General features: G+C 64.8%; 18 protein-coding genes. 15 read left to right on the top strand and 3 right to left on the bottom strand.

Annotated elements, in window-relative coordinates:
* The first annotated feature begins 65 nt into the window (after positions 1–65).
* The 7 genes from FEM01_RS16710 (at position 66) to rsd (ending at position 6446) form a co-directional block, all read left to right on the top strand.
* Complete coding sequence (locus FEM01_RS16710; RefSeq protein WP_138220599.1) at positions 66–812, top strand: LytR/AlgR family response regulator transcription factor; 747 nt, start codon at positions 66–68, stop codon at positions 810–812.
* Positions 813–935: 123 nt separating this feature from the next.
* The gene (gene hemC, locus FEM01_RS16705) at positions 936–1877 is read left to right on the top strand and encodes a hydroxymethylbilane synthase (protein ID WP_138220598.1); all 942 of its coding nucleotides are present in this window, start codon (positions 936–938) and stop codon (positions 1875–1877) included.
* Entirely contained in the window at positions 1874–2641 is a 768-nt protein-coding gene (locus FEM01_RS16700; protein ID WP_138220597.1) for a uroporphyrinogen-III synthase, read from the top strand. The genes hemC and FEM01_RS16700 overlap by 4 nt, the downstream gene beginning before the upstream one ends.
* 46 nt (positions 2642–2687) lie before the next feature.
* Positions 2688–3788 (top strand): uroporphyrinogen-III C-methyltransferase, encoded by a 1101-nt coding sequence (locus FEM01_RS16695; RefSeq protein ID WP_138220596.1) that lies wholly within the window; start codon positions 2688–2690, stop codon positions 3786–3788.
* Positions 3785–5023: a heme biosynthesis HemY N-terminal domain-containing protein gene (locus FEM01_RS16690; RefSeq protein WP_138220595.1), complete on the top strand. Its 1239-nt coding sequence runs from the start codon at positions 3785–3787 to the stop codon at positions 5021–5023. The genes FEM01_RS16695 and FEM01_RS16690 overlap by 4 nt, the downstream gene beginning before the upstream one ends.
* Before the next feature lie 214 nt (positions 5024–5237).
* Positions 5238–5744 carry a disulfide bond formation protein B gene (locus FEM01_RS16685; protein ID WP_138220594.1) on the top strand — a complete coding sequence of 169 codons (507 nt, stop codon included), beginning with the start codon at positions 5238–5240 and terminating at the stop codon, positions 5742–5744.
* 231 nt (positions 5745–5975) lie between these two features.
* The gene (gene rsd, locus FEM01_RS16680; protein WP_138220593.1) at positions 5976–6446 is read left to right on the top strand and encodes a sigma D regulator; all 471 of its coding nucleotides are present in this window, start codon (positions 5976–5978) and stop codon (positions 6444–6446) included.
* A 1-nt stretch (position 6447) separates the two neighbouring features.
* Here the strand turns inward: rsd and FEM01_RS16675 are convergent, their stop codons facing one another.
* Complete coding sequence (locus tag FEM01_RS16675; RefSeq protein WP_138220592.1) at positions 6448–7113, bottom strand: FKBP-type peptidyl-prolyl cis-trans isomerase; 666 nt, start codon at positions 7111–7113, stop codon at positions 6448–6450.
* Positions 7114–7337: 224 nt separating this feature from the next.
* Between FEM01_RS16675 and FEM01_RS16670 the strand changes: the two genes are divergently transcribed.
* Complete coding sequence (locus FEM01_RS16670) at positions 7338–8282, top strand: AlgP family protein (protein ID WP_138220591.1); 945 nt, start codon at positions 7338–7340, stop codon at positions 8280–8282.
* On the opposite strand, the gene FEM01_RS16665 is transcribed toward FEM01_RS16670, so the two are convergent.
* On the bottom strand, positions 8258–8737 hold the full coding sequence (locus tag FEM01_RS16665) for a TIGR02444 family protein (protein WP_138220590.1): 480 nt from the start codon (positions 8735–8737) through the stop codon (positions 8258–8260). The two genes, FEM01_RS16670 and FEM01_RS16665, sit on opposite strands and share 25 nt — an antisense overlap.
* 50 nt (positions 8738–8787) lie before the next feature.
* Between FEM01_RS16665 and FEM01_RS16660 the strand changes: the two genes are divergently transcribed.
* From FEM01_RS16660 to FEM01_RS16640, 5 genes are all read left to right on the top strand, one after another.
* Complete coding sequence (locus FEM01_RS16660) at positions 8788–10698, top strand: ATP-binding cassette domain-containing protein (RefSeq protein WP_138220589.1); 1911 nt, start codon at positions 8788–8790, stop codon at positions 10696–10698.
* The gene (locus FEM01_RS16655; protein WP_138220588.1) at positions 10698–11285 is read left to right on the top strand and encodes a mechanosensitive ion channel family protein; all 588 of its coding nucleotides are present in this window, start codon (positions 10698–10700) and stop codon (positions 11283–11285) included. Before FEM01_RS16660 ends, FEM01_RS16655 begins: the two co-directional genes overlap by 1 nt.
* Before the next feature lie 101 nt (positions 11286–11386).
* Positions 11387–12019: a LysE family transporter gene (locus FEM01_RS16650; protein ID WP_138220587.1), complete on the top strand. Its 633-nt coding sequence runs from the start codon at positions 11387–11389 to the stop codon at positions 12017–12019.
* A gap of 227 nt (positions 12020–12246) precedes the next feature.
* On the top strand, positions 12247–12489 hold the full coding sequence (locus FEM01_RS16645) for a DUF2789 domain-containing protein (RefSeq protein WP_138220586.1): 243 nt from the start codon (positions 12247–12249) through the stop codon (positions 12487–12489).
* A 69-nt stretch (positions 12490–12558) separates the two neighbouring features.
* Entirely contained in the window at positions 12559–13197 is a 639-nt protein-coding gene (locus FEM01_RS16640) for an NADH:ubiquinone oxidoreductase subunit N (protein WP_138220585.1), read from the top strand.
* Between the two features lie 6 nt (positions 13198–13203).
* Here FEM01_RS16640 and FEM01_RS16635 read toward each other — a convergent pair whose 3' ends face one another.
* Positions 13204–13641 carry a CBS domain-containing protein gene (locus tag FEM01_RS16635; protein ID WP_138220584.1) on the bottom strand — a complete coding sequence of 146 codons (438 nt, stop codon included), beginning with the start codon at positions 13639–13641 and terminating at the stop codon, positions 13204–13206.
* Between the two features lie 442 nt (positions 13642–14083).
* Between FEM01_RS16635 and FEM01_RS16630 the strand changes: the two genes are divergently transcribed.
* Positions 14084–15772 (top strand): ShlB/FhaC/HecB family hemolysin secretion/activation protein, encoded by a 1689-nt coding sequence (locus FEM01_RS16630; RefSeq protein ID WP_138220583.1) that lies wholly within the window; start codon positions 14084–14086, stop codon positions 15770–15772.
* Between the two features lie 30 nt (positions 15773–15802).
* Positions 15803–22634 (top strand): DUF637 domain-containing protein (locus tag FEM01_RS16625; RefSeq protein WP_138220582.1); only part of this gene is annotated, 6832 nt, incomplete at its 3' end.

Raw genomic sequence — 22634 nt, 5'->3', positions numbered from 1 at the left:
TATGGTCACCCCACACCTGTCTACGCTATACCCGTGCGAGACTCACTCAGGAATCCAGCGCAATTATGAATGTCCTGATCGTTGATGACGAACCCCAAGCCCGCGAGCGCCTGAGCCGGGTGCTCGGCGAGCTGGAGGGTTACACCCTGATGGAGCCCAGCGCCACCAACGGCGAAGAGGCTCTGGCTCTGATCGAAAGCCTCAAGCCTGACGTGGTGTTGCTGGACATCGGCATGCCAGGTCTGGACGGCCTGCAGGTTGCTGCCCGGCTATGCGAGCGCGATGCACCGCCGGCGGTGGTGTTCTGCACTGGCGACGACGAATACGGCAGCCAGGCGTTTCGCGACAGCACCCTCAGCCATGTCGACAAGCCGATTCAGCCACAGTCGCTGCGCGATGCACTGCGTCGCGCCGAGAGACCCAACCGCGCCCAGCTGGCTGCCCTGACCCGTCCGGGCGGTGACACCGCGGGTGGCCCGCGCAGCCATATCAGCGCACGGACCCGCAAAGGCATCGAACTGATCCCGCTGCCGCAAGTGATTTACTTCATCGCTGACCACAAGTACGTCACCTTGCGCCATGAGGCCGGTGAGGTGCTGTTGGATGAGCCGCTCAAGGCGCTGGAGGACGAGTTCGGCGAGCGCTTCGTGCGCATCCACCGCAATGCACTGGTCGCCCGTGAGCGTATCGAACGCCTGCAACGCACGCCGCTTGGGCATTTCCAGCTGTATCTCAAAGGCCTGGACGGCGATGCCCTGACCGTCAGCCGGCGCCATGTTGCGGGTGTGCGCAAGATGATGCAGACCCTCTGAACGCAAGCGCGTGGGGTATTCGCACGCGTGGGGGAGGGGCCGCCCCTGCGATTGACCCACATCTGCTTGCCGGCCTGGCAGAGCTGTTATCATCGGCAGCATTTCTCTGCATCGGGGCGCTTCATGTCCACTCGCGAAATCCGCATTGCCACCCGTAAAAGTGCCTTGGCCCTGTGGCAGGCCGAGTATGTCAAAGCCCGCCTGGAGCAGGCGCACCCCGGCCTGCGGGTCACCCTGGTGCCGATGGTCAGCCGTGGCGACAAGTTGCTCGACGCGCCGCTGGCGAAGATCGGCGGCAAGGGTTTGTTCGTGAAGGAGCTGGAAACCGCCCTGCTGGAAAACCAAGCCGACATCGCCGTGCATTCGATGAAGGACGTGCCCATGGACTTCCCCGAGGGCCTGGGCCTGTACTGCATCTGCGAACGTGAAGACCCGCGCGATGCGTTCGTCTCCAATACCTTCGCCAGTCTCGACGCGCTGCCGGCTGGCAGCGTGGTCGGGACCTCCAGCCTGCGCCGCCAGGCCCAGTTGTTGGCGCGCCGTCCAGACCTGAAAATCCAGTTCCTGCGCGGCAACGTCAACACCCGTCTGGCCAAGCTCGACGCTGGCGAGTACGACGCCATCATCCTCGCCGCTGCCGGTTTGATCCGGCTGGGCTTCGAGGCGCGCATCGCCTCGACCCTCAGCGTCGAAGATAGCCTGCCTGCGGGCGGGCAGGGTGCGGTAGGCATCGAATGCCGCAGTACCGATACGCAGATTCACGCGCTGCTGGCACCTCTGCACCATGCCGACACTGCCGATCGGGTCGTGGCCGAACGTGCCCTGAACAAGCGCCTGAACGGTGGCTGCCAGGTACCGATCGCCTGTTACGCGGTGCTCGAAGGTGAGCAGTTGTGGCTGCGTGGGTTGGTCGGCCAGCCCTGCGGCAGCACCTTGCTGGTGGCCGACGCGCGAGCCCCGCGTGGCAGCGCCGAAGCCTTGGGCATGCAAGTGGCCGATGCCCTGCTGGGGCAGGGCGCCGAGGCGATCCTCAAGGCGGTCTACGGTGAGGCCGGCCATCCGTGAGCCGCTGGCGCCTGCTGCTGACCCGCCCTGAAGAGGAGTGTGCGGCACTGGCCCAGACCCTCGCCGAGGCGGGCATCACCAGTGCCAGCCTGCCGTTGTTGGCGATCGAGCCCCTGGCGCCGGACGCAGCGTTGCGCCAGGGCTTGGCCAAGGTTGCCCAGGCTCAGGCGATCATTGTGGTCAGCAAGCCTGCAGCGCGCCTGTTGCTCGAACAGCTCGACCAGGCCGGCAGCGCTTTGCCCGCCACCGGTTGGTTCACCGTCGGCGAAGCGACCGCGCGGATTCTCCAGGCGCGCGGGCTGACGGTAGCGTTTCCCTCGGCGGGCGATGACAGCGAAGCGCTGCTGGCGCTGGCGACCTTGCGCCAGGTGTTGGCGGCCCCGGCGTCACAGGTGCTGATCGTGCGGGGCCAGGGAGGTCGCGAACTGCTGGCCGAGCGTCTTGCAGAGCAAGGTGCTAGTGTCGATTATCTGGAACTGTATCGTCGCTGCCTGCCAACGTACCCGCCGGGCACGCTGGCGCGTCGGATCGATGGGGAACGCCTCAACGGCCTAGTGGTCAGCAGTGGGCAGGGTCTTGCACACTTGCAGCAGATAGCAGGTACGGATTGGCCAAGGCTTTCATGCCTGCCATTGTTCGTCCCCAGCCCGCGTGTTGCCGACCAGGCTCGCGAGCTGGGAGCCCTGCAGATTGTGGATTGCCGTGGCGCAGGTGCCGCGGCCTTGCTGGCAGCCGTGCAGCGTACCGCTGCGCCTGCCCTTTAAGGCACCACGCTCAAGAGCGCTGGGCCACCATGCAAAGGATGGATACGTGAGCGAAACTGTCTTGTCCCACACCGAACAACCTGCGGCGCCTGATGCGCCGGAAACATCCACTGCCACGCCAGCCCGTCGTTCCGGCACCGGCCTTGCGCTGCTGGCCCTGTTGGTCGGCGCTGCCGGCGTCGCGGTGGGCGGATGGGGCGTCTGGCAGGTGCGTCAGCTACAAGGCAGCGAACAAGGCCAGGGTGAGCACCTGCAAGCCCTCAACCAGCGCGCCGATGCGTTGCAGCAGCGTGAGCAACAACTCACTGCTCAATTGGCCAGCTTGCCGCCGGCCAGCGAGCTGGAGGACCGCCGCCGACTGGTGGCGCAGTTACAGGGCGACCAGCAGCGCCTGAGCCAGCGCCTGGAAACCGTACTGGGCGAGAGCCGCAAGGAGTGGCGCCTGGCCGAGGCCGAGCACTTGCTGCGCCTGGCCACGTTGCGCCTGTCGGCGTTGCAGGACATCACCAGCGCCAAGGCCCTGGTGGAAGGCGCCGACGAGATTCTGCGCGAGCAGAGTGACCCAGGCGCCTTCGCCGCCCGCGAACAACTGGCGCGCAGCCTGGCCACGCTGAACAGCACTCAGCAGCCCGACCGCACCGGGCTGTTCCTCAAGCTGGCCGCGCAGCGTGAATTGGTCCAGCAACTCAGCGCGCAGTCTCCCGAGTTCGCCAGCAACGCCGATGCGCTCGGTGCGCTGACGGGCGACGGTGACGGTGCAAGCCGCTGGTCACGCTGGTGGGCCGAGATTTCCAAGTACTTCCACATCGAATTCAACGCCGACGATAACGTGCGTCCGCTGCTCTCGGGCCAATCGCTCAATCAGTTGCGCCTGGCCCTGAGCTTGACCATCGAGCAGGCCCAATGGGCGGCGCTCAATGGCGAGGAAAAGGTCTACCGGCAGGCCCTGGACGATGCGCGCAGCGTGTTGCTGGCCAACTTCAATGCGGACAACCCGCAGAGCAAGGCGATGCTCGACAGTCTCAACCAGTTGGCCGACCAGCCGGTCTCGGTGGTCACGCCTGACCTGAGCGAGAGCCTGGCTGCGGTGCAGGCTTACATCCAGCGCCGCCACTTGCCGGCCGAAGCCGAGGGGACCAAGCCATGAAGCGCGTCTACCTGCTGGCGGTGCTGGCGATCGCGATCGCCGCGGCGCTGGGCATTGCCATCGCCAAGCATAGCGGCTACGTGCTGATCGCCTATGGCGGCTTCCGCTACCAGTCCGGCCTGTGGGCGGCGCTGGGCGCGCTGGTGGTGCTGGTCCTGCTGCTGTTGCTGCTGCGCTATCTGGTGAGGTTGGTGCTGACCTCGACCGGTGCGGTCAACCCGTGGTCGGGGCGCAACCGTCGCCGCCGCACCCGTATTGCTGTCGAGCAAGGCCAGCTGGATTTGGCCGAAGGCCGCTGGGCCAGTGCCCAGCGCCACCTGCAACGGGCCGCCGAGTCCGACCGCCAGCCGCTGCTGTACTACCTCGGCGCAGCCCGCGCCGCGAACGAGCTGGGCCGTGTCGAGGAGCGTGACAATTTGTTGGAGCGCGCCTTGGAGCGCCAGCCTCAGGCCGAGCTTGCCGTAGCCCTGACTCACGCTCAGTTGCAGATGGACCGCGGCGAGACCGAAGGCGCCCTTGAAGCCCTGCAGGCCATGCATGAGCGTCACCCGCACAACGCCCAGGTGCTGCGCCTGTTGCAACGCCTGCACCAGGAACGTGGCGACTGGCCGGCGCTGATCCGTCTGTTGCCTGAGCTGCGCAAGCATAAGGTGTTGCCGGCCAGCGAGCTGGCTATGCTCGAGCAACGCGCATGGGGCCAGAACCTCAACCTGGCCGCCACCCGTGGTGAAGACCAGCAGGCCGCGCGCCAAGCCCTGGAGCGTGCCTGGCAACAGCTGACCGCCGCGCAGCGCCAGGAGCCGCAGTTAGTTCTGGCCTACGCCGAGCAACTGCGTCAGCTGGGGGCTCAGGGTGAAGCCGAACAGGCGCTACGCGCCGCCCTCAAGCGTGGTTACGAAAGCCATCTGGCGCGGTTGTATGGCCTGGTACGTGGTGACGACCCGGCGCGTCAGTTGCAGACCGCCGAGGGCTGGCTCAAGGAGCATGCACAGGATCCAAGCCTGTTGTTGACGCTGGGCCGACTGAGCTTGCAGAACCGCTTGTGGGGCAAAGCCCGGGACTACTTCGAAAGCAGCCTGCGCATGGAGCGCAATCCTGAGGCCTGCGCAGAACTGGCCCGCTTGCTGGCAGGGTTGGGTGAGACCGAGCGCAGCAATCAGTTGTTCCAGGAAGGGCTGGGGTTGTTGGACGAGCGCCTGCTAGCCCTGCCGTTGCCTGAAGGCGTGCGCGCATAAGGCTGTGCTGGCCCACGCCAGGCGCGGGCCAGCGGGCAGTTCCACCTGCTCTTGCGGGTATAGGCTGATACTACTTACGGATCTCTCAGAAAGCTCCTACCCGCATCGGTGTCGATTCATTGCCAAATAGCGACGAATCCGCCTTGTAGCGCCTTGATACAAAGCGCGCGTTTCCTCTACCGTTCAGAACCCTTTCCCTATTCGCGGACACCCCATGTCGCTGGCCTGCCTGCGCAGCTTTTTCTTTCCCGGCTTGCTTGCCTCGTTGAGCGTGCTGGCGGGTTCGTATTGGCTCGAACCGATTGTTGGGCTGGCGCCGTGCGCGTTGTGCCTTAGCCAGCGGCTGATGCTCGCGCTGTATGCCTTGGTGTGCCTGTTGGCGTTGGTGCATGGGCCGCGCCGTCGTGGGCGGCGTAGATATGCCTGGCTGGCGGCGTTGTGTGCGTTGGCTGGGGTATGGCTGGCGGGTCGGCAAGTGTGGCTGCAAGGCGAGGTGCTGCCTCCGGCGGGCTGTCCTTTGCCACCTGGGCCGCTGCTCGACCAGCCCGTGGGCGACGTGCTGGGCCGGCTGCTGTTGGGTGGGCCGGACTGCGTGTCGATCAGTTGGAGCTTCCTGGACCTGACCCTGCCAGAGTGGAGTCTGTTGTCGTTCGTGCTGCTGGCCGTACCCCCGGTGTCCTGGTTGCTGACGTATCGCTTCCGCCAGCTTGTCACGGCTTGATCCAGAGCAATGTGCAAGTCATGGCTCGACCAGTGGGTTGTAGGAACGGTATTAAACGCTTGTATGAAACTTGTGTGCTGCGTACCTTGAAGGGCAAGACGTGCGGGAATAATCTCCCAGCACGCATACCGAAAACACACCTGTTCGATGCCGTTCTGCTGACGTCACTTTTGTGCCACGGACTTGTGTCATTAAGTGCAGCGGCATCTATCCAAAAGGGAAGAGATCGCCATGCTCGATAGTTGCCAGAACGCTCAGGAACGCTGGGGCGGTGTTCACAAGCTGATCGATCGTTGGCTCGAGGAGCGAGAGGAGCTGGTCCAGGCTTTTCGTACCTTGCGCGATGTCCGTCCGGCGTTCGCCGACAAGGACAAGAACCGCGACTTCTGCGCGGTGCTGGTCGACTATGTGTCGGCGTGGCATTTCGAGGTCAGCGAGCAGTTGGTGACCGAAGCCAAGGCTTTCGGTGATCAAAAGGCCCTCCAGCTGGCCGAAGAGATCAACCCGCGCATCAACGATATCACCCAGATCGCACTGGCATTCAATGACCACTGCGAAAAGGGCGAATGCACCGACACCGAACGCTTCGCAGAGAAGCTCGGCAAGCTCGGCAGCCTGCTGCACGAGCGCTTCGAACTCGAAGACTGCCTGATCGAAGTGCTGCACAACGCACACAAGCAGGAAGACGTCGTGCAGGCCTGATTCAGTTGGCGACTGCCAGCAACTCGATTTCGAATACCAGGGGGGTGTAGGGCGCTATAAGGTCGCCCGCGCCTTCCGCGCCATAGGCTTGCGCCGATGGGATCACTAGGCGCCATTTCGCCCCAGCCTTCATGTTCGGCAGTGCCACTTGCCAGCCTTCGATCACCGAGTCCAGCTTGAACCATTGGGGCTGCTGGTTCTGGTCGAACACCGTGCCGTCTGGCAGTTTCCCCACGTAACGCACCTGCACGCTACCGCTGGGTTCGGGCTGTGCGCCACTGCCGCTGGCCAGTTCGCTGTAGAGAATGCCTTCGGGCAGCTCGTGCACGCCGGCGCGGGCGCGCTCGTTGGCCATGAAGCGCTTCTCCGTGGCCAGTTGCTTGTCGACCTCGGCCTGCTCGGCGGCGGCGCTGGCTTGTTCGTCATGCTGCTGCAGGATGGCCTGCATACGCGACTTGTCGAGGCGTGGGGGCTGGCCCTGATAGGCCTGGCGCAGGCCTTCGACCAGTGCATCCAGCTCCAAGCCCGGCACCTCCTGGCGCAGCCGTTCGCCCACGCTGGCGCCGATGCTGTAGGACAGGTCGCTTTCGCTGGCGGGCGTGGTCTGTGGGCTGGCCTGTGACAGTGGGGCCACCAGGCACAGGCCGAGAATCAGGTAACGGGGCATGCTCGACTCCTGCTGCAATGACGGCAAAGTATGCCAGCGTTGTTGCGCAGGGAAGGTTAAATATCCGCATGCAAGTCACTGGCAACTACACTGGTTTTTTGCTGCAAGACAACAACTTTGCCCAGGCATGCAACGTGGCGCTACCGATACTGTCAACATGCCCTAGCGGCGGTAGCAGCAGAAGCATAGTATGAGCCGCACTCTCGTCAGCCAGGAGGTAAACCATGTCGGCCAAGAAGAAGCCCGTCAGTACGCCGTTGCACCTGCTTCAACAACTTTCGGGCAGCCTGCTCGAACATTTGGAAGACGCCTGCACTCAAGCGCTGGCGGATGCTGAGAAACTGCTCGCCAAGTTGGAAAAACAACGGGGCAAGGCGCAAGAAAAACTGCACAACGCCCGCCTGAAGTTGCAGGACGCGGCTAAGGCCGGTAAAGCCAAGGCACAGGGCAAGGCCCAGAAAGCTGCCGGTGAACTTGAGCAACTGCTCGATTCGCTCAAAGAGCGCCAGACCCAGACCCGTGCCTATATCCAGCAACTCAAGCGCGATGCCCAGCAAAGCCTGAAGTTGGCCCAAGGTGTTGGCAAGGTGCGTGAAGCGGCTGCCAAGGCACTGGACGCCCGCGCGGCGGCACCGAAGGCGAGCGCCAAGCCTGCCGCAGCCAAGGTTGCTGCTGCCAAGCCTGCGGTGGCCAAAGCCGCTACCAAGCCTGCTGCTGCCAAGGCGCCAGGCAAACCCGCCGCCAAGTCGGTGGCGGCCAAGGCACCGAGCAAAACCGCTGCGGCCAAACCCGCCGCAGCCAAGCCTGCCGCTGCCAAGCCTGCCGCTGCCAAGGCGTCAGCCAAGCCTGCGGCCGCCAAGCCTACGGTGGCAAAGGCACCTGCCAAGCCAGCAGCCGCCAAGCCAGCAGTGTCCAAGGCGCCAGCCAAGCCGGCGGCCAAGTCCGCAGCCAAGCCAGCCGCCGCTAAAGCGCCCACCAAGCCAGCGGCTGCAAAAGCCTCGACCAAGCCTGCGGCAAAACCCGCCACCCGGGCGACAAGATCGGCAGCTGCCAAGCCCGTGGCCAGCAAGCCTGCGGCGCCCGCTGCCGGCACCGCTGCGCCGGCACCTGCGGCCAGCCCGGCTGCGCCAGCCAATCCCTCCACTCAGGCGCCTTCCTCGGCCTCCTGAAGCGCGTGGGCCGCGACGCGCAAACGATGCAGCGCGTCGTGGTCCCGGGCTTGCACGGGCACCAGTCGGCTCAGCCAGTCCTCGCCGTTGCCTGCCTCGGCCGGCCATGCGTCGGTGATCGCTTCCAGGCGCTCCAACAAGGTGCGCTCAGCCTGCATTTCCAAGTCTTTGACCTGTTCACGCAGACGCGCCAACTGCGGCTCGGCCTGCGCCTGCGCGCGCCACTGTTGGCGCACGGTGCGCAGAGGTGTCACCACCTCCCGCTGCCAGGGTTCGGCCAGCGCCTGCAAGGCCGCGATGCGTTGCTCGTCGGCACGCACCTGACGCGCCTGTAGCCAGGTGCCACAGAGCAACAGGCAGACATCGGCGCCCAGTCCCTGAAGGGCCAGGCAGGCGGCTTCGACTCCCGGTCGTGCGTACAGGGTCAGGGCATGGTTCCACAGGTCGGTGTGCATGGTTTCGCTCGCGCCAGTGATCGGGGAAGCTGGTAGACTCCGCGACCATCATGATCAGACTATCGAACCTCACTTTACAGCGTGGTCCTCAGCGCCTGCTAGAAGGCGCTGAAATGACCCTGCACACCGGTCACAAGGCCGGCCTGATCGGTGCCAACGGCGCCGGTAAATCCAGCCTTTTCGCGCTGCTGCGCGGTGAGCTGTCGCCCGATGCCGGCGATTGCCAACTGCCTGGCGACTGGCGCATCGCCCATATGCGTCAGGAGGTCGATACCCTTGAGCGTATCGCCGTGGACTATGTGCTCGACGGCGACGTTCGCTTGCGCAAGGTGCAGGCCGAGCTTGCCGCCGCCGAGCAGGCGCACGACGGCGCGGCCCTGGCCCGTTTGCACAGCGAGCTGGACAGTGCCGACGGCTACACCGCCGATGCTCGCGCCCGCAAGCTGTTGGCTGGCCTTGGCTTCACCAACGAGCAGATGGACCGGCGTGTCGGCGACTTCTCCGGTGGCTGGCGGATGCGCTTGAACCTGGCCCAGGCCCTGATGTGCCCGTCCGACCTGCTGCTGCTCGACGAGCCCACCAACCACCTGGACCTCGACGCCATCCTGTGGCTCGAGGACTGGCTTAAAGGCTATCCGGGCACCCTGTTGCTGATCTCCCACGACCGCGACTTCCTCGACGCGGTGGTCGACCACGTGCTGCATGTCGAGCAGCGCAAGCTCAACCTCTACAAGGGCGGCTACACCGCCTTCGAGCGCACCCGCGCCGAACGCCTTGCGCAGCAGCAGCAGGCCTACGAGAAGCAGCAGGCGCAACGCGCCCATATGGAAAAGTACATTGCCCGCTTCAAGGCCCAGGCCACCAAGGCACGCCAGGCGCAGAGCCGGATCAAGGCCCTGGAGCGCATGGAGGAATTGTCGGCAGCCCACGTCGATTCTCCGTTCGACTTCGTCTTCCGCGAGTCGCAGAAGATCTCCAGCCCATTGCTGGACCTGTCCGAAGCGCGCCTGGGTTATGGCGACAAGGCCATTCTCGAGAAGGTCAAGTTGCAGCTCACCCCTGGTGCGCGAATCGGCCTGCTGGGCCCCAACGGGGCGGGCAAGTCGACGCTGATCAAGAACCTCGCTGGCGAGTTGCAGCCGTTGGGTGGGCGCCTGGTGCGCGGCGAGAACCTCGCCGTGGGCTACTTCGCCCAGCACCAGCTCGATTCGCTGGATGACAAGGCCAGCCCGCTGCTGCACCTGCAACGCATCGCTCCGGCCGAGCGTGAGCAGACGCTGCGCGATTTCCTTGGTGGCTTCGACTTCCACGGCGATCGGGTCGACGAGCCGGTGGTGAATTTCTCCGGTGGCGAGAAGGCCCGCCTGGCGCTGGCGTTGATTGCCTGGGAGCGGCCGAACCTGTTGCTGCTCGACGAGCCGACCAACCACCTCGATCTAGAAATGCGCCTGGCCCTGACCATGGCGTTGCAGGAGTTCGCCGGTGCCGTGGTGGTGGTCTCCCACGACCGCCACCTGCTCAAGAGCACCACCGACGATTTCCTGCTGGTGGCCGATGGCAAGGTCGAGACCTTCGATGGCGACCTGGACGACTACAGCCGTTGGCTGGTCGAGTACCGCCAGCGCAATGCACCGACCAGCAGTGCGTCGGCCAACCCGGACAAGACCGACAAGAAAGCCCAGCGCCAGGCCGCCGCCGCGCTGCGCCAGCAGTTGGCGCCGCACAAAAAAGCCGCCGACAAGTTGGAAAGCGAACTCAACCAGTTGCACAAGACGCTGGCCGAGGTCGAGGCTGCCTTGGGTGACAGCGGCGTGTACGAAGCGGCGCGCAAGGATGAATTGCGCGACCTTTTGGCCCGCCAGAGCACCCTCAAGCAACGCGAAGGCGAGCTGGAAGAGGCTTGGATGGAGGCGCTGGAAACCCTCGAGAGCATGCAGGCCGAGCTTGAGGCGCTGTCCTGATGGACGAGCTGCGCGCGCTGTTGCCGGGGCAGTGGATGGACACCTTATGGCTGGGCTTGCAGATCGTCTTGATCCTGGCCATCGCCTTCGTCTTGCAGCGCATGGTCGCCCGTGGCCTGCACAGCCTGGGCGAACGCTATCCGCTGCCCCACGAGCTGCTGGTGCCGGTACGGGGTGCACTGCGCTGGCTGATCATGGGCAGTGCGCTGTTGTTCGTGCTGGAGCGCCTGGGGGTGTCGGCAACGGTGTTGTGGACGGCGCTGTCGGGCTTTGTCGCCGTCGCAGCAGTGGCGTTTTTCGCCATCTGGAGCGTGCTGTCCAACTTGCTCTGCGCCGTGCTGATCTTCACGGTCGGGCCGTTTCGTATCGGCGATGTGGTCGAGCTGGTCGACACCACTGACAAGCCGGGCGTCAAGGGCCGGGTGATCGCCATCAACCTGCTGTATACCACCTTGATGGAAACCCCGGAGGCCGGCGGGGCGCTGGTGCAGGTGCCCAACAGCCAGTTCTTCCAGAAGGCCGTCCGGCGTTGGCGCGGGCCCGAGGCCAGCGTTGCCTTGCAGGAAACCCCGGTCGCCAACGACTGACCTGCGTGGTGCTCGCGGTGAGCCTTGCAAAAACCACTGGTTATTTTTTCATCAAGACCTTAGCTTAACGTTTTGCAACATCTGTGCGAGCGAGGTGTGTGATGTCGATGGAAACGTGGTTGGCGTTCTTTGCCGCGTGCTGGGTGATCAGCCTGTCGCCGGGCGCCGGGGCGATTGCCTCGATGTCCAGTGGCCTGCAATACGGTTTCTGGCGTGGCTACTGGAACGCCCTGGGCCTGCAACTGGGGTTGATCGTGCAGATCGCCATCATCGCCGCTGGCGTCGGCGCCATCCTGGCCGCCTCGGCCACGGCCTTCCTGATCATCAAGTGGTTCGGCGTTGCCTACCTCGTCTACTTGGCCTATCGGCAATGGCGCGCGCTGCCCATGGACATGAGCGATGACGCTGCCGTGCGTCCGATCGGTAAGCCGCTGAGCCTGGTATTTCGGGGTTTTCTGGTCAACGTCAGCAACCCCAAGGCGCTGGTGTTCATGCTCGCGGTACTGCCGCAGTTCATCAATCCACACCAGCCGCTGCTGGCGCAGTACGTCGCGATCACCGTGACCATGATCGGTGTCGACATGCTGGTGATGGCGGGGTACACCGGCCTTGCGTCGAAAGTGCTGCGCCTGTTGCGCACGCCTAAGCAGCAAAAGCGCATGAACCGCACCTTCGCCGGGCTGTTCCTCGGCGCGGCAACGTTCCTCGCCACGCTACGTCGCGCGCCGCTCTGATAAGCGCCTGAGCCTCACCGCTTGCTTGTCCCGTGGACAGCTTCCGGTGCTCGGTGCGCAGCATTTCCTGCTCAGGCGATGTCTATGGCCAGGCGGGTGACCACGATCACCTGCCTGGCATGCGCTTCGAGGAGCGCCTCACGCGCATGCGAACGCGCCCAGAGCTGATGCTCGCAACCCATGCCGGGCCGGCGTCGTGGAGGGCCTGCTCGGTTCGAGGAGGACACATGCAGGCTCCGATCCATCCATTCGCCGAACTGTTCAAGCAACTAGGGCTGGCAGACGATGCGACGAGCATCGATCAGTTCATCACCTCGCATTCTCCGCTCAAGAACGACATCAAGCTGGTGGACGCACCGTTCTGGAATGACGCACAGCGCGCCTTCCTGCGTGACAGTATCATCGAGGATGCCGACTGGGCGGTGGCCTTCGATCAACTCAATGAGGCGTTGCGACGCCCCCGAAAATAAAGCGCCGAGCGGCACCTGATGGTGGTCGGGCCGTTGCTATGCTCAGGAAAACAATAAGGGGATGGCGCGATGAAAGATCCCTACGCACCGGGTTTCTGGTGCACCGTGACGATCCTGGGCACCCTGACCACCGGTTACTTCTACGGTATCCGGCATACCCAGCAGATGAACCAGGCTGTGCAGTTCCTGTACGCCGCTGCCGCCATCACCGCAGCTGTGGCGTTGTGCGCGCTCGCCTGGATCGCCTGGGAGTACCTGCACCTGAACCGGCGCGAAGTGGCGCAGGGCCGAACGCTGCTGACCATCTGGAACACCAAGGTCGCGCTGCGCCGGGTCGAGACGGTGTTCGACCGGTACTTCTGGGGCAGCTACTGGCATTCCGGGCGTACCTTCGAAGAGGTCATGGGCGAACTCAGGGGCACACCGTTGGAGCAGAGCCTGGAGGCGCTCAAGCGCCAGTGCCGCGAACTCGACCGTGAGACCCACGATCACCATCACCACTGGCTGGCCAATGCCCGGGACCTGTCCAGCGTGGCCACGGCCATGGCCCGTGAGCGCTACCAGTTGGACCTGTGCGATGCCCCCGCCCGCGACGGTGGCAACACGGCAGTGCTCAACCGCGACCTGGAGGTGCTGGTGTACACCTGGTCGGCGCGGCTGCGCAGTTTCGATCATCAGCTCGATGAGCTGGAGCGCGGCTACCACTGAGCGCGGTCATTCGCCGCGAATGTACTGCTCCAGCTGGGCGATCAGGCTGGCCTGCTCGGCGATGGTTTCCTTGACCAGGTCGCCAATCGACAACAGCCCCAGCAGCTTGTCGTTGTCCACCACTGGCAGGTGGCGCAGGTGGCGGTTGGTCATGAGGTTCATGCAGTACTCAAGGTTCTGTTTCGGCTCCACGGTGACCACCGGCGCGCTCATGATTTCGCGCACCGGGGTTGCCGCCGAAGAGCGCCCCTTGAGCACCAGCTTGCGCGCATAGTCGCGCTCGCTGACGATCCCCACCACCTGTTGGTTTTCCACCACCGGCAATGCGCCGATGTTCTTCTCCGCCAGCAGCTTCAGGGCATCGAGTACCGAGTCATCGGGGCCGATGGTGTACACGGTGTTGTGCTGCGACTTGGCTTTGAGGATTTGCTCGACGTTCTTCATACAGGCCTCGGTGGGTGGAAAAAGCGATGTGTCGGAGTAAATAAAGCATCCGGCACCCGGCTCTGCACGGCAATGCAGGAAACGGCATGGAGGCGATTGAAAAACGTCATGGCCGCATGTTGCATCGGTCTTGGAAAACATCGGCCAGTCCGGTACGCCACATGCGGGCCAAACGCTTGTTGTCGGGTGTTCGTTCGGCAGTTTTTCCTTCGCGCGCGCTATCCAAACGGGTGCAAAAAGATACCGATTTTTACGTCCAGGCCAGGTAATCCGTGGCGCTCAGCGGTTTTGAGAATTGCTCCGCAATACGCAGATCAAAGATGGGCAGGGCCAGAACTAAATACGAAATGCGCTATCAGAGTTGCGGTTAATCACAGCCCGACTCAAGTGCCAGCAATGTGCGCTCTGCATTGATGTCGCCTTGATATTGCATGGAAGCAGAATGAAGTATCTCTTATTTGCCGCCGCCTGCCTGCTAGTCAGCCTCGGTGTGCACGCAGCCCCCACCCCGGGGGAGCAAGACCTGTTGCTGGAGCGCCAGCGGCGCTTGCTGGACGACCAGCAGCGGCGTATCGACGAGCTGCGCAACTTGCCCGGTCAGCAGCAGGCAACGCCCGAAGCCGCCGGTGCCGAGCCCAGCCGTTGTTTTCCCATCGAACATGTACAACTCGACGGCGTGACCTTGCTGCCCGAGAGAACCCGGCGCGAGCTGGTCGCCCCCTATGAAGGCCGTTGCGTGGGGGTGCAGCAACTCAATGCGCTGCTCAAGGCCATTACCGCCCAATACATTGCCCGGGGCTACGTGACCAGCCGCGCCTACCTGCCCGAGCAGGACCTGAGTAGCGGTAACCTGCGCGTTCAGGTGGTCGAAGGTCGTCTGGAGGGCCTGGCGCCGGGCGAGAGCAGTGGGCTGAGCCCGCGTGAGCTGGCCATGGCGTTTCCTGGCGAAGCTGGGCATGCCCTGAACCTGCGTGAACTGGAGCAGATGGTCGATCAGTTGAACCGCTTGCCGTCCAACCAAGTGCAGATGGACCTGATACCCGGCCAGCAGATCGGCGCCAGCCAGGTACAGGTCAACAACACCACCAGCAAGCCCTGGCGCGCGTCGCTGTCGCGACACAACAACGGCCAGCGCAGCACCGGCGAGCAGCAGTGGAGTGCGGCCCTGGAGTGGGACAGCCCGCTGGGCCTGGCCGACCAGTTGCGCGTGCGCGGCAGCCACGATGCGGTCAGCGACCACACCCGCGCCTCGAAGAGTGGCGGCATCGATTACAGCCTGCCGTGGGGGTGGTGGACCTTCGACTACCGCTACAGCCAAAGCGACTTCCGCTCGAAGTTCGACGCCCAGGGCCGCACGTTCGCTCAGACCGGCGACAGCCAGAACCACAGCGCCCGTGCCGAGCGGGTGATCCATCGCGATAGCGTGAGCAAGACCGCGCTCAGTGCCGGCCTGTCGGTGCTGCGCACCAACAACTACATCGACGACAACTGGCTGGAATTGAGCAGCAACCGCATCACCGAGGCGCAGTTTGGCTTCAACCACGGCCGGCGTATCGGCAATGCCTTCGTCAACCTCGACCTGGGCTGGCAGCGCGGCATCGGCGCCTTCGACGCCCAGGGCGATGACCACCCGGAACCGGGCGAGCCCACCGCCCGATACAACAAATACACCGGCACCCTGAGCTACCTGCAAGGCTTCGACCTGTTCGGCGAGCGCTTGCAGTTCACCAGCCTGGGCACCTGGCAGCACAGTGAAGATGCGCTGTACAGCCCGCAGCGCATGAGTCTGGGCGGGTTGGCCTCGATTCGCGGTCTGAAGAATCAGTTCCTGACCGGTGACAGCGGCGGCTATTGGCGCAATGACCTGCGTTGGGTGCGCCCGGTCACCCGACCTTCGTTGCAGCCGCTGTTCCAGCAGTACGGCGCAAGCGTGGGCTACGACGTCGGTGTGATCGAACATGGCCGCTACAACCAGGGCGGCAGTGGTCGGGTCACCGGCAACGCTTTCGAGCTGTTTGCCCGTGGCCAGCATATGGGCGTGAGCCTGACCCTGGCCCGCTCACTGGAGCGCCCCGAGGCGCTGCCCAAGCGCGAGCACCCGCTGTATTTCAGCGTCGATTTTTTCCTGTAAGTCATTTCACCGCTGTTTCGAGGACACGACATGGACGCCCTCCCACGCCCGGCCACCTTCTGCGGCCTGCCCAAGCGCGGCATCGTGCTGCTGCTGATCAACGCACTGTTCTGGCAACCCCTCTGGGCGCAGGCTGCCCCAGGCATCGTGGTGAGCAACGGCACCACCCAATTGACCCAGGCGGGCAACGGCGTGCCGGTGGTGAACATTGCTGCGCCCAACAGCAGCGGCCTGTCGCATAACAAGTTCCAGGCCTACAACGTCGGCAAGGAAGGCCTGATCCTCAACAATGCCACCGGCAACCTGCAATCGACGCAGCTGGGCGGCATCATCGTCGGTAACCCCAACCTCAAAGGGCACGCCGCCAGCACGATCCTCAACGAGGTCAAGGGCGGCAGCCCCAGCCAGCTCAACGGCTACACGGAAGTGGCCGGGCGTTCGGCACGGGTGATCGTCGCCAACCCTTACGGCATCACCTGCAACGGCTGCGGCTTCATCAACACCCCACGCGCCACGCTCACCACTGGCAAGCCGGTGCTCGACGACAACGGCCGATTGCAGCGCTTCGAGGTCGACAGTGGACAGGTCGGCATCGAGGGCGACGGGCTGGATGCCAGCAATATCGACCAGTTCGAGATCATCACCCGCTCGGCGAAGATCAACGGCGAGATCCACGCCCGCAAACTGACCATCATCGCCGGCCAGAACGACGTCGCCGCCGATACCCTGGCCACCACCGCGCGGGCCAGCGATGGTAATGCCCCCGAGCTTGCCATCGACGCCTCGGCGCTGGGTGGCATGTACGCCAACACGATTCGCCTGGTGGGCAACGAGGCGGGTGTCGGTGTGAAGCTGGACGGCAACCTGGCGGCCAGCGCCGGTGACATGCAGCTCGACGCCAATGGCCATTTGCGCGTGGCCCAGGCCGCTGCCAGTGGCAACATCGACGTGCATGGCCGCAGTGTCGAACTGACCGGCCCCACTTACGCGGCCGGCAAGGTGACGGTGCAGGCCGATACCACCCTGACAAACCGCGGCACGTTGGCGGCTGCCGGTGATGTGGCCTTGACCGCTGGTGGCACGCTGCGTAATAGCGCCATCGTCGAAGCGGGCGTCAACCGCGACAACACCCGCAACCAGAGCGCGGATGTGACCCTGCGCGGCGCGACGGTCGAAAACCACGGCCAAGTGATCGCCAGCCGCACGCTGGACGTCACTGCCAGCGCAACGGTGAACAACCAGGCCGGCGTGCTGTCCGGGCGGCAAGGGGTAACGCTGGCCGGCCAGCACTTGGACAACCGCGCCAGCGGCACCGTCGCCAGCCGCGACGGTGACCTCAAGGTTACCTTGAGCGGCACGCTGGACAACCGCGAGCAGGGCGCTCTGGTCGCCAAGGGCAAGGTCGAGGCCAGTGCCGCGCGAATCGACAACAGCAATGGTGTGCTGTCCAGTGGCGCGGCCCTGACCCTTGAGGCCAGCACCGCACTGCTCAATGCCAGCCTCGGCCTGATCGATGCCGGCACCACCCTGACCCTCAATGCCAGTGGTTTCGACAACCGTGGTGGCCAGGTTCAGGCCCAGGGCCTGGCCACGCTGACCCTCAGCGGCGCCAGCCAGAACGATGGCGGCAGCCTATACAGCGCCAGCGGCCTGAGCATCGACAACCAGGGCGCAGCCTTCAGCAACCGGGGCGGCAGCCTGACCAGCGTGGGGGCCTTGAGCCTGCTGGCAGGCAGCTTTGACAACAGTCAGAAAGGCAACACCGCCAGCGCCGGCCTGTTGCGCATCGTGGTCGGCGGCCGTCTGGACAACACCGATGGCGGCTTGCTTTACAGCCAGGCCGGTGGTGCGGACCTGAACGCCGGGCATTTCGACAACAGCGGTGGCCTCACCCAAGGCGAAACCCTGACCCTGACTGGTGCCCGTGCCAGCAACGACGGCGGTAGCCTGATCGCCAACAGCGGCGCTGCGCTGCTTGAGGTGGGCGCCTACGACAACGGCACCGGCACCCTGGTCGCGCAGGGCCTGCTCAAGGTCATCGGTGACAGCTTCGCCAACCACGGCCAGGTGGCGGCCAACAGCATCAGCACCGAACTCAGCGGCGTCCTGGACAACCAGCGCGGCATCATCGAAAGCAGCCAGAGCCTGACCCTGGAGGCGGCCAGCCTCGACAATCGCAGCGGGAGCCTGCGTGCGCTGGGCAGCAGCGACAGTACCCAGGTGAACCTGCAAGGTCTGCTCGACAACCAGAACGGCACCCTGGAAAGCGCCAACCAGGACCTCAGCCTGAGCGCCGCCCGCCTGAGCAACGGTGGCGGGCAGATCACCCATGCCGGCAGTGGCCAGTTGGGCGTCTCGCTGTCCCTGCTCAACGATGCCGGTGGCGCCCTGAGCACGCGAGGCGCGCTCGACCTGCGTGGCGACAGCTGGACCAACAGCACGGCCATTCTGGCCAGTGCGCTGAACGTCGAGGTCGGCCAACTGACCCAGACTGCCAGAGGCAAGTTGCTCGGCATCAACGGCTTCACCGGCCAAGGCAGCGACTGGGTCAACGACGGCGAGATCGCCACCGACGGCAACCTGTCGCTCACCCTTGGCGGCGCCTACAGCGGCGCCGGCCAGGCCGACGCAGCCGGCACCCTGGGCTTGAGCGCCGCCAGCGTCAACCTGGGGAACAGCGCCACGCTGCGCGCGGGAGGCGACAGTCAGCTGAACGTGACCGGTGCATTGACCAGTGCCGGGCGCGTCACCAGCAACGGTGATTTGCTGCTGCGTGCCAATGCCCTGCACAACCAGGGCACCCTGGGCAGCGCCGGTAGCCTCGAAGCCTGGGTCGACACCCTGCTCAACGACCATGGCCTGGTGTTCAGCGGCGAGCTTATGAGCCTGCACGCCCGCACCCTGACCAACCGCTACGGCGATCTCTACAGCTTCGCCGGCATGCAGGTCGATGGCGCCGATGGCAACAGCCGCGCCGAGAGCCTGGAGAACATTTCCGGCAGTCTGGAGTCAGGCAGCGGCATGTTGCTCAGGGCCGCGACGGTGACCAACCGCAAGGATGTCTTCAACAACGTCGACCAGCTCACGGCGGGGAACATTTCCGTCACCTGCTACGACTGCAGCGGCGACCACCACAACGTCGACTACGTGGCCCGGGAGACCTTCACCAGCCAGGTCACCGAGGACTCTCCGGCGGCCACGCTGCAAAGCGGCGGCAACCTGATCGTCGACGCGGCCAGCCTGGCCAACCACTACAGCACCATCGCCTCCAACGGCGACATCAGCATCACTGCCGACAACATCGTCAACCAAGGCGCTGCAAGCACCACCACCCAGCGCACGCGCATCTGGAACACCGGCCGGGTCACCGACGGCACCGACGAGCGCTTCCGCGCCGCCTACGTGTACCCCTACAACGTCCAGGGCTTGCCCAAGGAACTGCCTCTGGGGGCGCTGAACAGCTGGTCGCAGGTCAGCGACATCACCACCATCAGCGACACCGGTATTGCCGCCGCGGCGGTGATCCAGGCTGCCGGCAGCGTGCACCTGAGTGCCACGCAGAACATCAGCAACGTGGTCGAGTACAAGGCCTCCGACGCAGGTGCCAGCCAAGTGGGCGACACCCGCGCCACCGGCGTGGCCCAGCCATTGGTGGTACAGCTCAATGCGCAACTGCCGGCCGACCTTGCCCAGCAGCAGGTCAACCCCACCACGCTGCCCGGCTTCGACCTGCCCAGCGGTGAAAACGGCCTGTTCCGCCTCAGCGACCCCGATCTTGCCGATGCCGCAGGCGCGGTCACGCTGGCCAACAACCCCAGCATCGCGCACCGCTATTTGATCGAGACCAACCCGGCGCTGACCGACATGCGCCAATTCATGAGTTCCGACTATCTGCTCGGTTTGCTCGACTACAACCCCGACAGCAGTTGGAAACGCCTGGGCGATGGTTTCTACGAGCAGCGCCTGGTGCAGCAGGCGATCACCGCTCGCACCGGCCAAGCCTTGCTCGATGGCCAGACCAGCAACGAGGCGCAGTTCAAGTACCTGATGGACAACGCTCTGGTCAGCAAGCAGGCCTTGAACCTGAGCGTGGGCGTGGCCCTGAGCGCTGAGCAAGTGGCGGCGCTGACCCACGACATCGTGTGGATGGAAGACCAGGTGGTGCGCGGTGAGCATGTGCTGGTGCCGGTACTGTACCTGGCCAACGCCAACACCCGCCTGGCGCCGAGCGGCGCGCTGGTGCAAGGCACCGACGTCAGCCTGATCAGCGGCCAGGACCTGCTCAACAGCGGCACCCTGCGCGCCACGCGCAACCTCAGCGTGCAAGCGGCCCGAGACATCACCAACACGCGCCTGATGCAGGCTGGTGAGCGCCTCGACCTTACCGCTGGCGTCGACGTCAGCAACCGCGCCGGGGGAATCCTCAGCGGGCGTGACGTGAGCGTGACCGCGATCACCGGCAACCTCATCAACGAACGCACTGTCAGCAGCACCGAGAACAGCGGCACCGGCTTCAGCCAGCGCACCAGCGTGGTCGACAGTGCGGCGCGTATCGAAGCCGCCAACGACCTGACCATCACTGCCGGCAACAGCATCGCCAACGTGGGTGGCGTCATCCAGGCCGGCGCGCAGGCCACCCTTCAGGCAGCCAACGACGTGCTGATCGCCGCCGCCGAAGAAAGCAACGCCAGCAGTCGCCAGGACAAGCGCCACAACATCAGCCGCAGCGACACCACCCAGCACGCCAGCGAAGTGAGCGCCGGCACCAACCTGAACATCCTTGCCGGCAACGACCTGACAGTGATCGCCAGCCAGCTCAAGGCGGGCAACGACATTGCTTTGCAGGCGGGCAACGACCTGTCGTTGATCTCTGCGGCCAACGACAGCAGCTTCGCCTATCGCTACAAAGGCCACGGCAAGAAGCTCGAGCAGCGCGAGGAGCACAGCCAGCAGGTGGCAAGTGTCGTTCAGGCCGGCGGCTCGCTCAACGCCATTGCCGGGAACAACCTGACCTTGTCGGCCAGCCGTATCAGCGCAGGCGGCGAGGCGTACCTGTATGCCGGCGACCAGCTCAACCTGCTGGCCGCCCAGAACACCGACTACAGCCTGTACGACAAGAGCAGCAAAGGCAGCTGGGGCAGCAAGAAGACCCGCCGCGACGAAGTCACCGACGTGACCTACGTCGGCAGCCAGATCAAGGCTGGCGGCAACCTCACCCTGGCCAGCGCTGGCGACCAGACCTACCAGGGCGCGCGCCTTGAAACCGCGCGCGACCTGAGCATCGACAGTGGCGGCGCGATCACCTTTGCCGCAGTCAAGGACCTGCACCAGGAAAGCCACGAGAAGAGCAGCAACTCGCTGGTGTGGACCAGCATGAGCGGCAAGGGGCGCACCGACGAGACCGTGCGCCAGACCGAGATGGCGGTGCAGGGCGAGCTGATGATCCAGGCCGCGCAGCGCATCACCGTCGACGTCAGGGAGGTCAACCAGCAGACCGTGCAGCAGACCATCGACGCGATGGTCGAGGTGAACCCGGACCTGGCCTGGCTGAAGGACGCCGAAGCACGTGGCGATGTGGACTGGCGTCGGGTCAAGGAGGTGCACGACTCGTACAAGTACAGCCATTCCGGGCTGGGTGGCGCGGCGCAGCTGGTGATCGCCATCATCATCGCCTACTTCACTGCCGGTGCAGCCAGCGGACTGGTAGCAGGCGCGGCGGGTACTGCGGGGGCAACCACGACTGCCGGTGCGGCCTGGGCCAGCTCGGCGACCATGGTCTCGACCACCACCGTCGGCGCGGCGACCACCACGGTCACCACCACCGTCGCTGCCGGCTGGGCCAACGCCGCCATGACCGCCGTGCTGGTGGGCATGGAAACCAATGCCGCGATCGGCCTGATCAACAACGGTGGCAACCTCGGCGCGGCGCTCAAGCAGGCTACCTCCAAGGATGCGTTGAAGGGGTATGCGATCTCCGGTGTGACGGCCGGTTTGACCACGGGCCTCTACGATCAATGGACCAGCACCGAAACCGGCCCGAGCACCACGCAAGGCGCCACGCAAACTACGGCGCAGAACAGCGGCAGCAACAGCACCGCGCTGCTCAATAGCGGCCCGGTACAGACCCTCAGCCCGCTGTCCAGTTGGTCGGGCGTCGGCCAGTTCGCAGCCAACCAGGCCTTGCAGAACAGCACCTCGGCGTTGCTCAGCAAGGCACTGGGGCAGAAGGGCAGCCTGGGCGATGCGTTGCAGCAGAGCTTGGTCAACACCTTCATGGCTGCCGGCTTCAACCTGGTCGGCGATATCGGTCATGAGTACCACCTAGACGATGGCAGCGCCGCGAAGATCGGCCTGCACGCGCTGATGGGCGGGCTGGCGGCCGAAGCCATGGGCGGCGACTTCAAGACCGGCGCGTTGGCGGCCGGGGTCAACGAGGCGATGGTCAAGTCGCTGTCCGACGCCTACAAGAACATGGACCCGGACGACAAGCAGCGCCTGCTGGTGATGAACTCGCAACTGATCGGCGTGCTGTCGGCGTCGTTGCAGGGCGGTGACGACAAGAGCGTGCAGGTGGCAGCGGCGGTCAACGCCAGTGCTACCCAGTACAACTGGTTGCTGCATGGTGAGATCGAGGAGGCTGACCGCGCGCGTGAGGCCTGCAAGGCTCAAGGCGGGGACGTAGTTGCCTGCCAGGACAACGTGACCCGGGCGATCGATGCACTGGACAAGGCACGCGATCTTGATCAAAAGAACCACGCGCGCGAGATTCAGCTTCAGGCGTTGAAAGACCGCGATTGGACGGAGCAGGAATATCGCAAGGCGGTATTCGACGACTATTTCGCCGCCCAGCAAGTCGATCAGG

This window comes from Pseudomonas mosselii (assembly GCF_005796105.1).
In the GTDB taxonomy this organism is placed as follows: Bacteria; Pseudomonadota; Gammaproteobacteria; order Pseudomonadales; family Pseudomonadaceae; genus Aquipseudomonas; species Aquipseudomonas mosselii_C.
The sequence above is the reverse complement of the archived record's forward strand: the minus strand, read 5'-3'. Positions and strand labels throughout refer to the sequence as shown.

Bases quoted from the DNA above. Each gene is read 5' to 3' on its own strand.
- FEM01_RS16650 (WP_138220587.1), top strand. From the start codon at position 11,387: ATGTCGATGGAAACGTGGTTGGCGTTCTTTGCCGCGTGCTGGGTGATC.
- rsd (WP_138220593.1), top strand. From the start codon at position 5,976: ATGCTCGATAGTTGCCAGAACGCTCAGGAACGCTGGGGCGGTGTTCAC.
- FEM01_RS16675 (WP_138220592.1), bottom strand. From the start codon at position 7,113: ATGCCCCGTTACCTGATTCTCGGCCTGTGCCTGGTGGCCCCACTGTCA.
- FEM01_RS16685 (WP_138220594.1), top strand. From the start codon at position 5,238: ATGTCGCTGGCCTGCCTGCGCAGCTTTTTCTTTCCCGGCTTGCTTGCC.
- FEM01_RS16690 (WP_138220595.1), top strand. From the start codon at position 3,785: ATGAAGCGCGTCTACCTGCTGGCGGTGCTGGCGATCGCGATCGCCGCG.
- FEM01_RS16635 (WP_138220584.1), bottom strand. From the start codon at position 13,641: ATGAAGAACGTCGAGCAAATCCTCAAAGCCAAGTCGCAGCACAACACC.
- FEM01_RS16660 (WP_138220589.1), top strand. From the start codon at position 8,788: ATGATCAGACTATCGAACCTCACTTTACAGCGTGGTCCTCAGCGCCTG.
- FEM01_RS16665 (WP_138220590.1), bottom strand. From the start codon at position 8,737: ATGCACACCGACCTGTGGAACCATGCCCTGACCCTGTACGCACGACCG.
- hemC (WP_138220598.1), top strand. From the start codon at position 936: ATGTCCACTCGCGAAATCCGCATTGCCACCCGTAAAAGTGCCTTGGCC.
- FEM01_RS16670 (WP_138220591.1), top strand. From the start codon at position 7,338: ATGTCGGCCAAGAAGAAGCCCGTCAGTACGCCGTTGCACCTGCTTCAA.
- FEM01_RS16655 (WP_138220588.1), top strand. From the start codon at position 10,698: ATGGACGAGCTGCGCGCGCTGTTGCCGGGGCAGTGGATGGACACCTTA.
- FEM01_RS16630 (WP_138220583.1), top strand. From the start codon at position 14,084: ATGAAGTATCTCTTATTTGCCGCCGCCTGCCTGCTAGTCAGCCTCGGT.
- FEM01_RS16710 (WP_138220599.1), top strand. From the start codon at position 66: ATGAATGTCCTGATCGTTGATGACGAACCCCAAGCCCGCGAGCGCCTG.
- FEM01_RS16645 (WP_138220586.1), top strand. From the start codon at position 12,247: ATGCAGGCTCCGATCCATCCATTCGCCGAACTGTTCAAGCAACTAGGG.
- FEM01_RS16640 (WP_138220585.1), top strand. From the start codon at position 12,559: ATGAAAGATCCCTACGCACCGGGTTTCTGGTGCACCGTGACGATCCTG.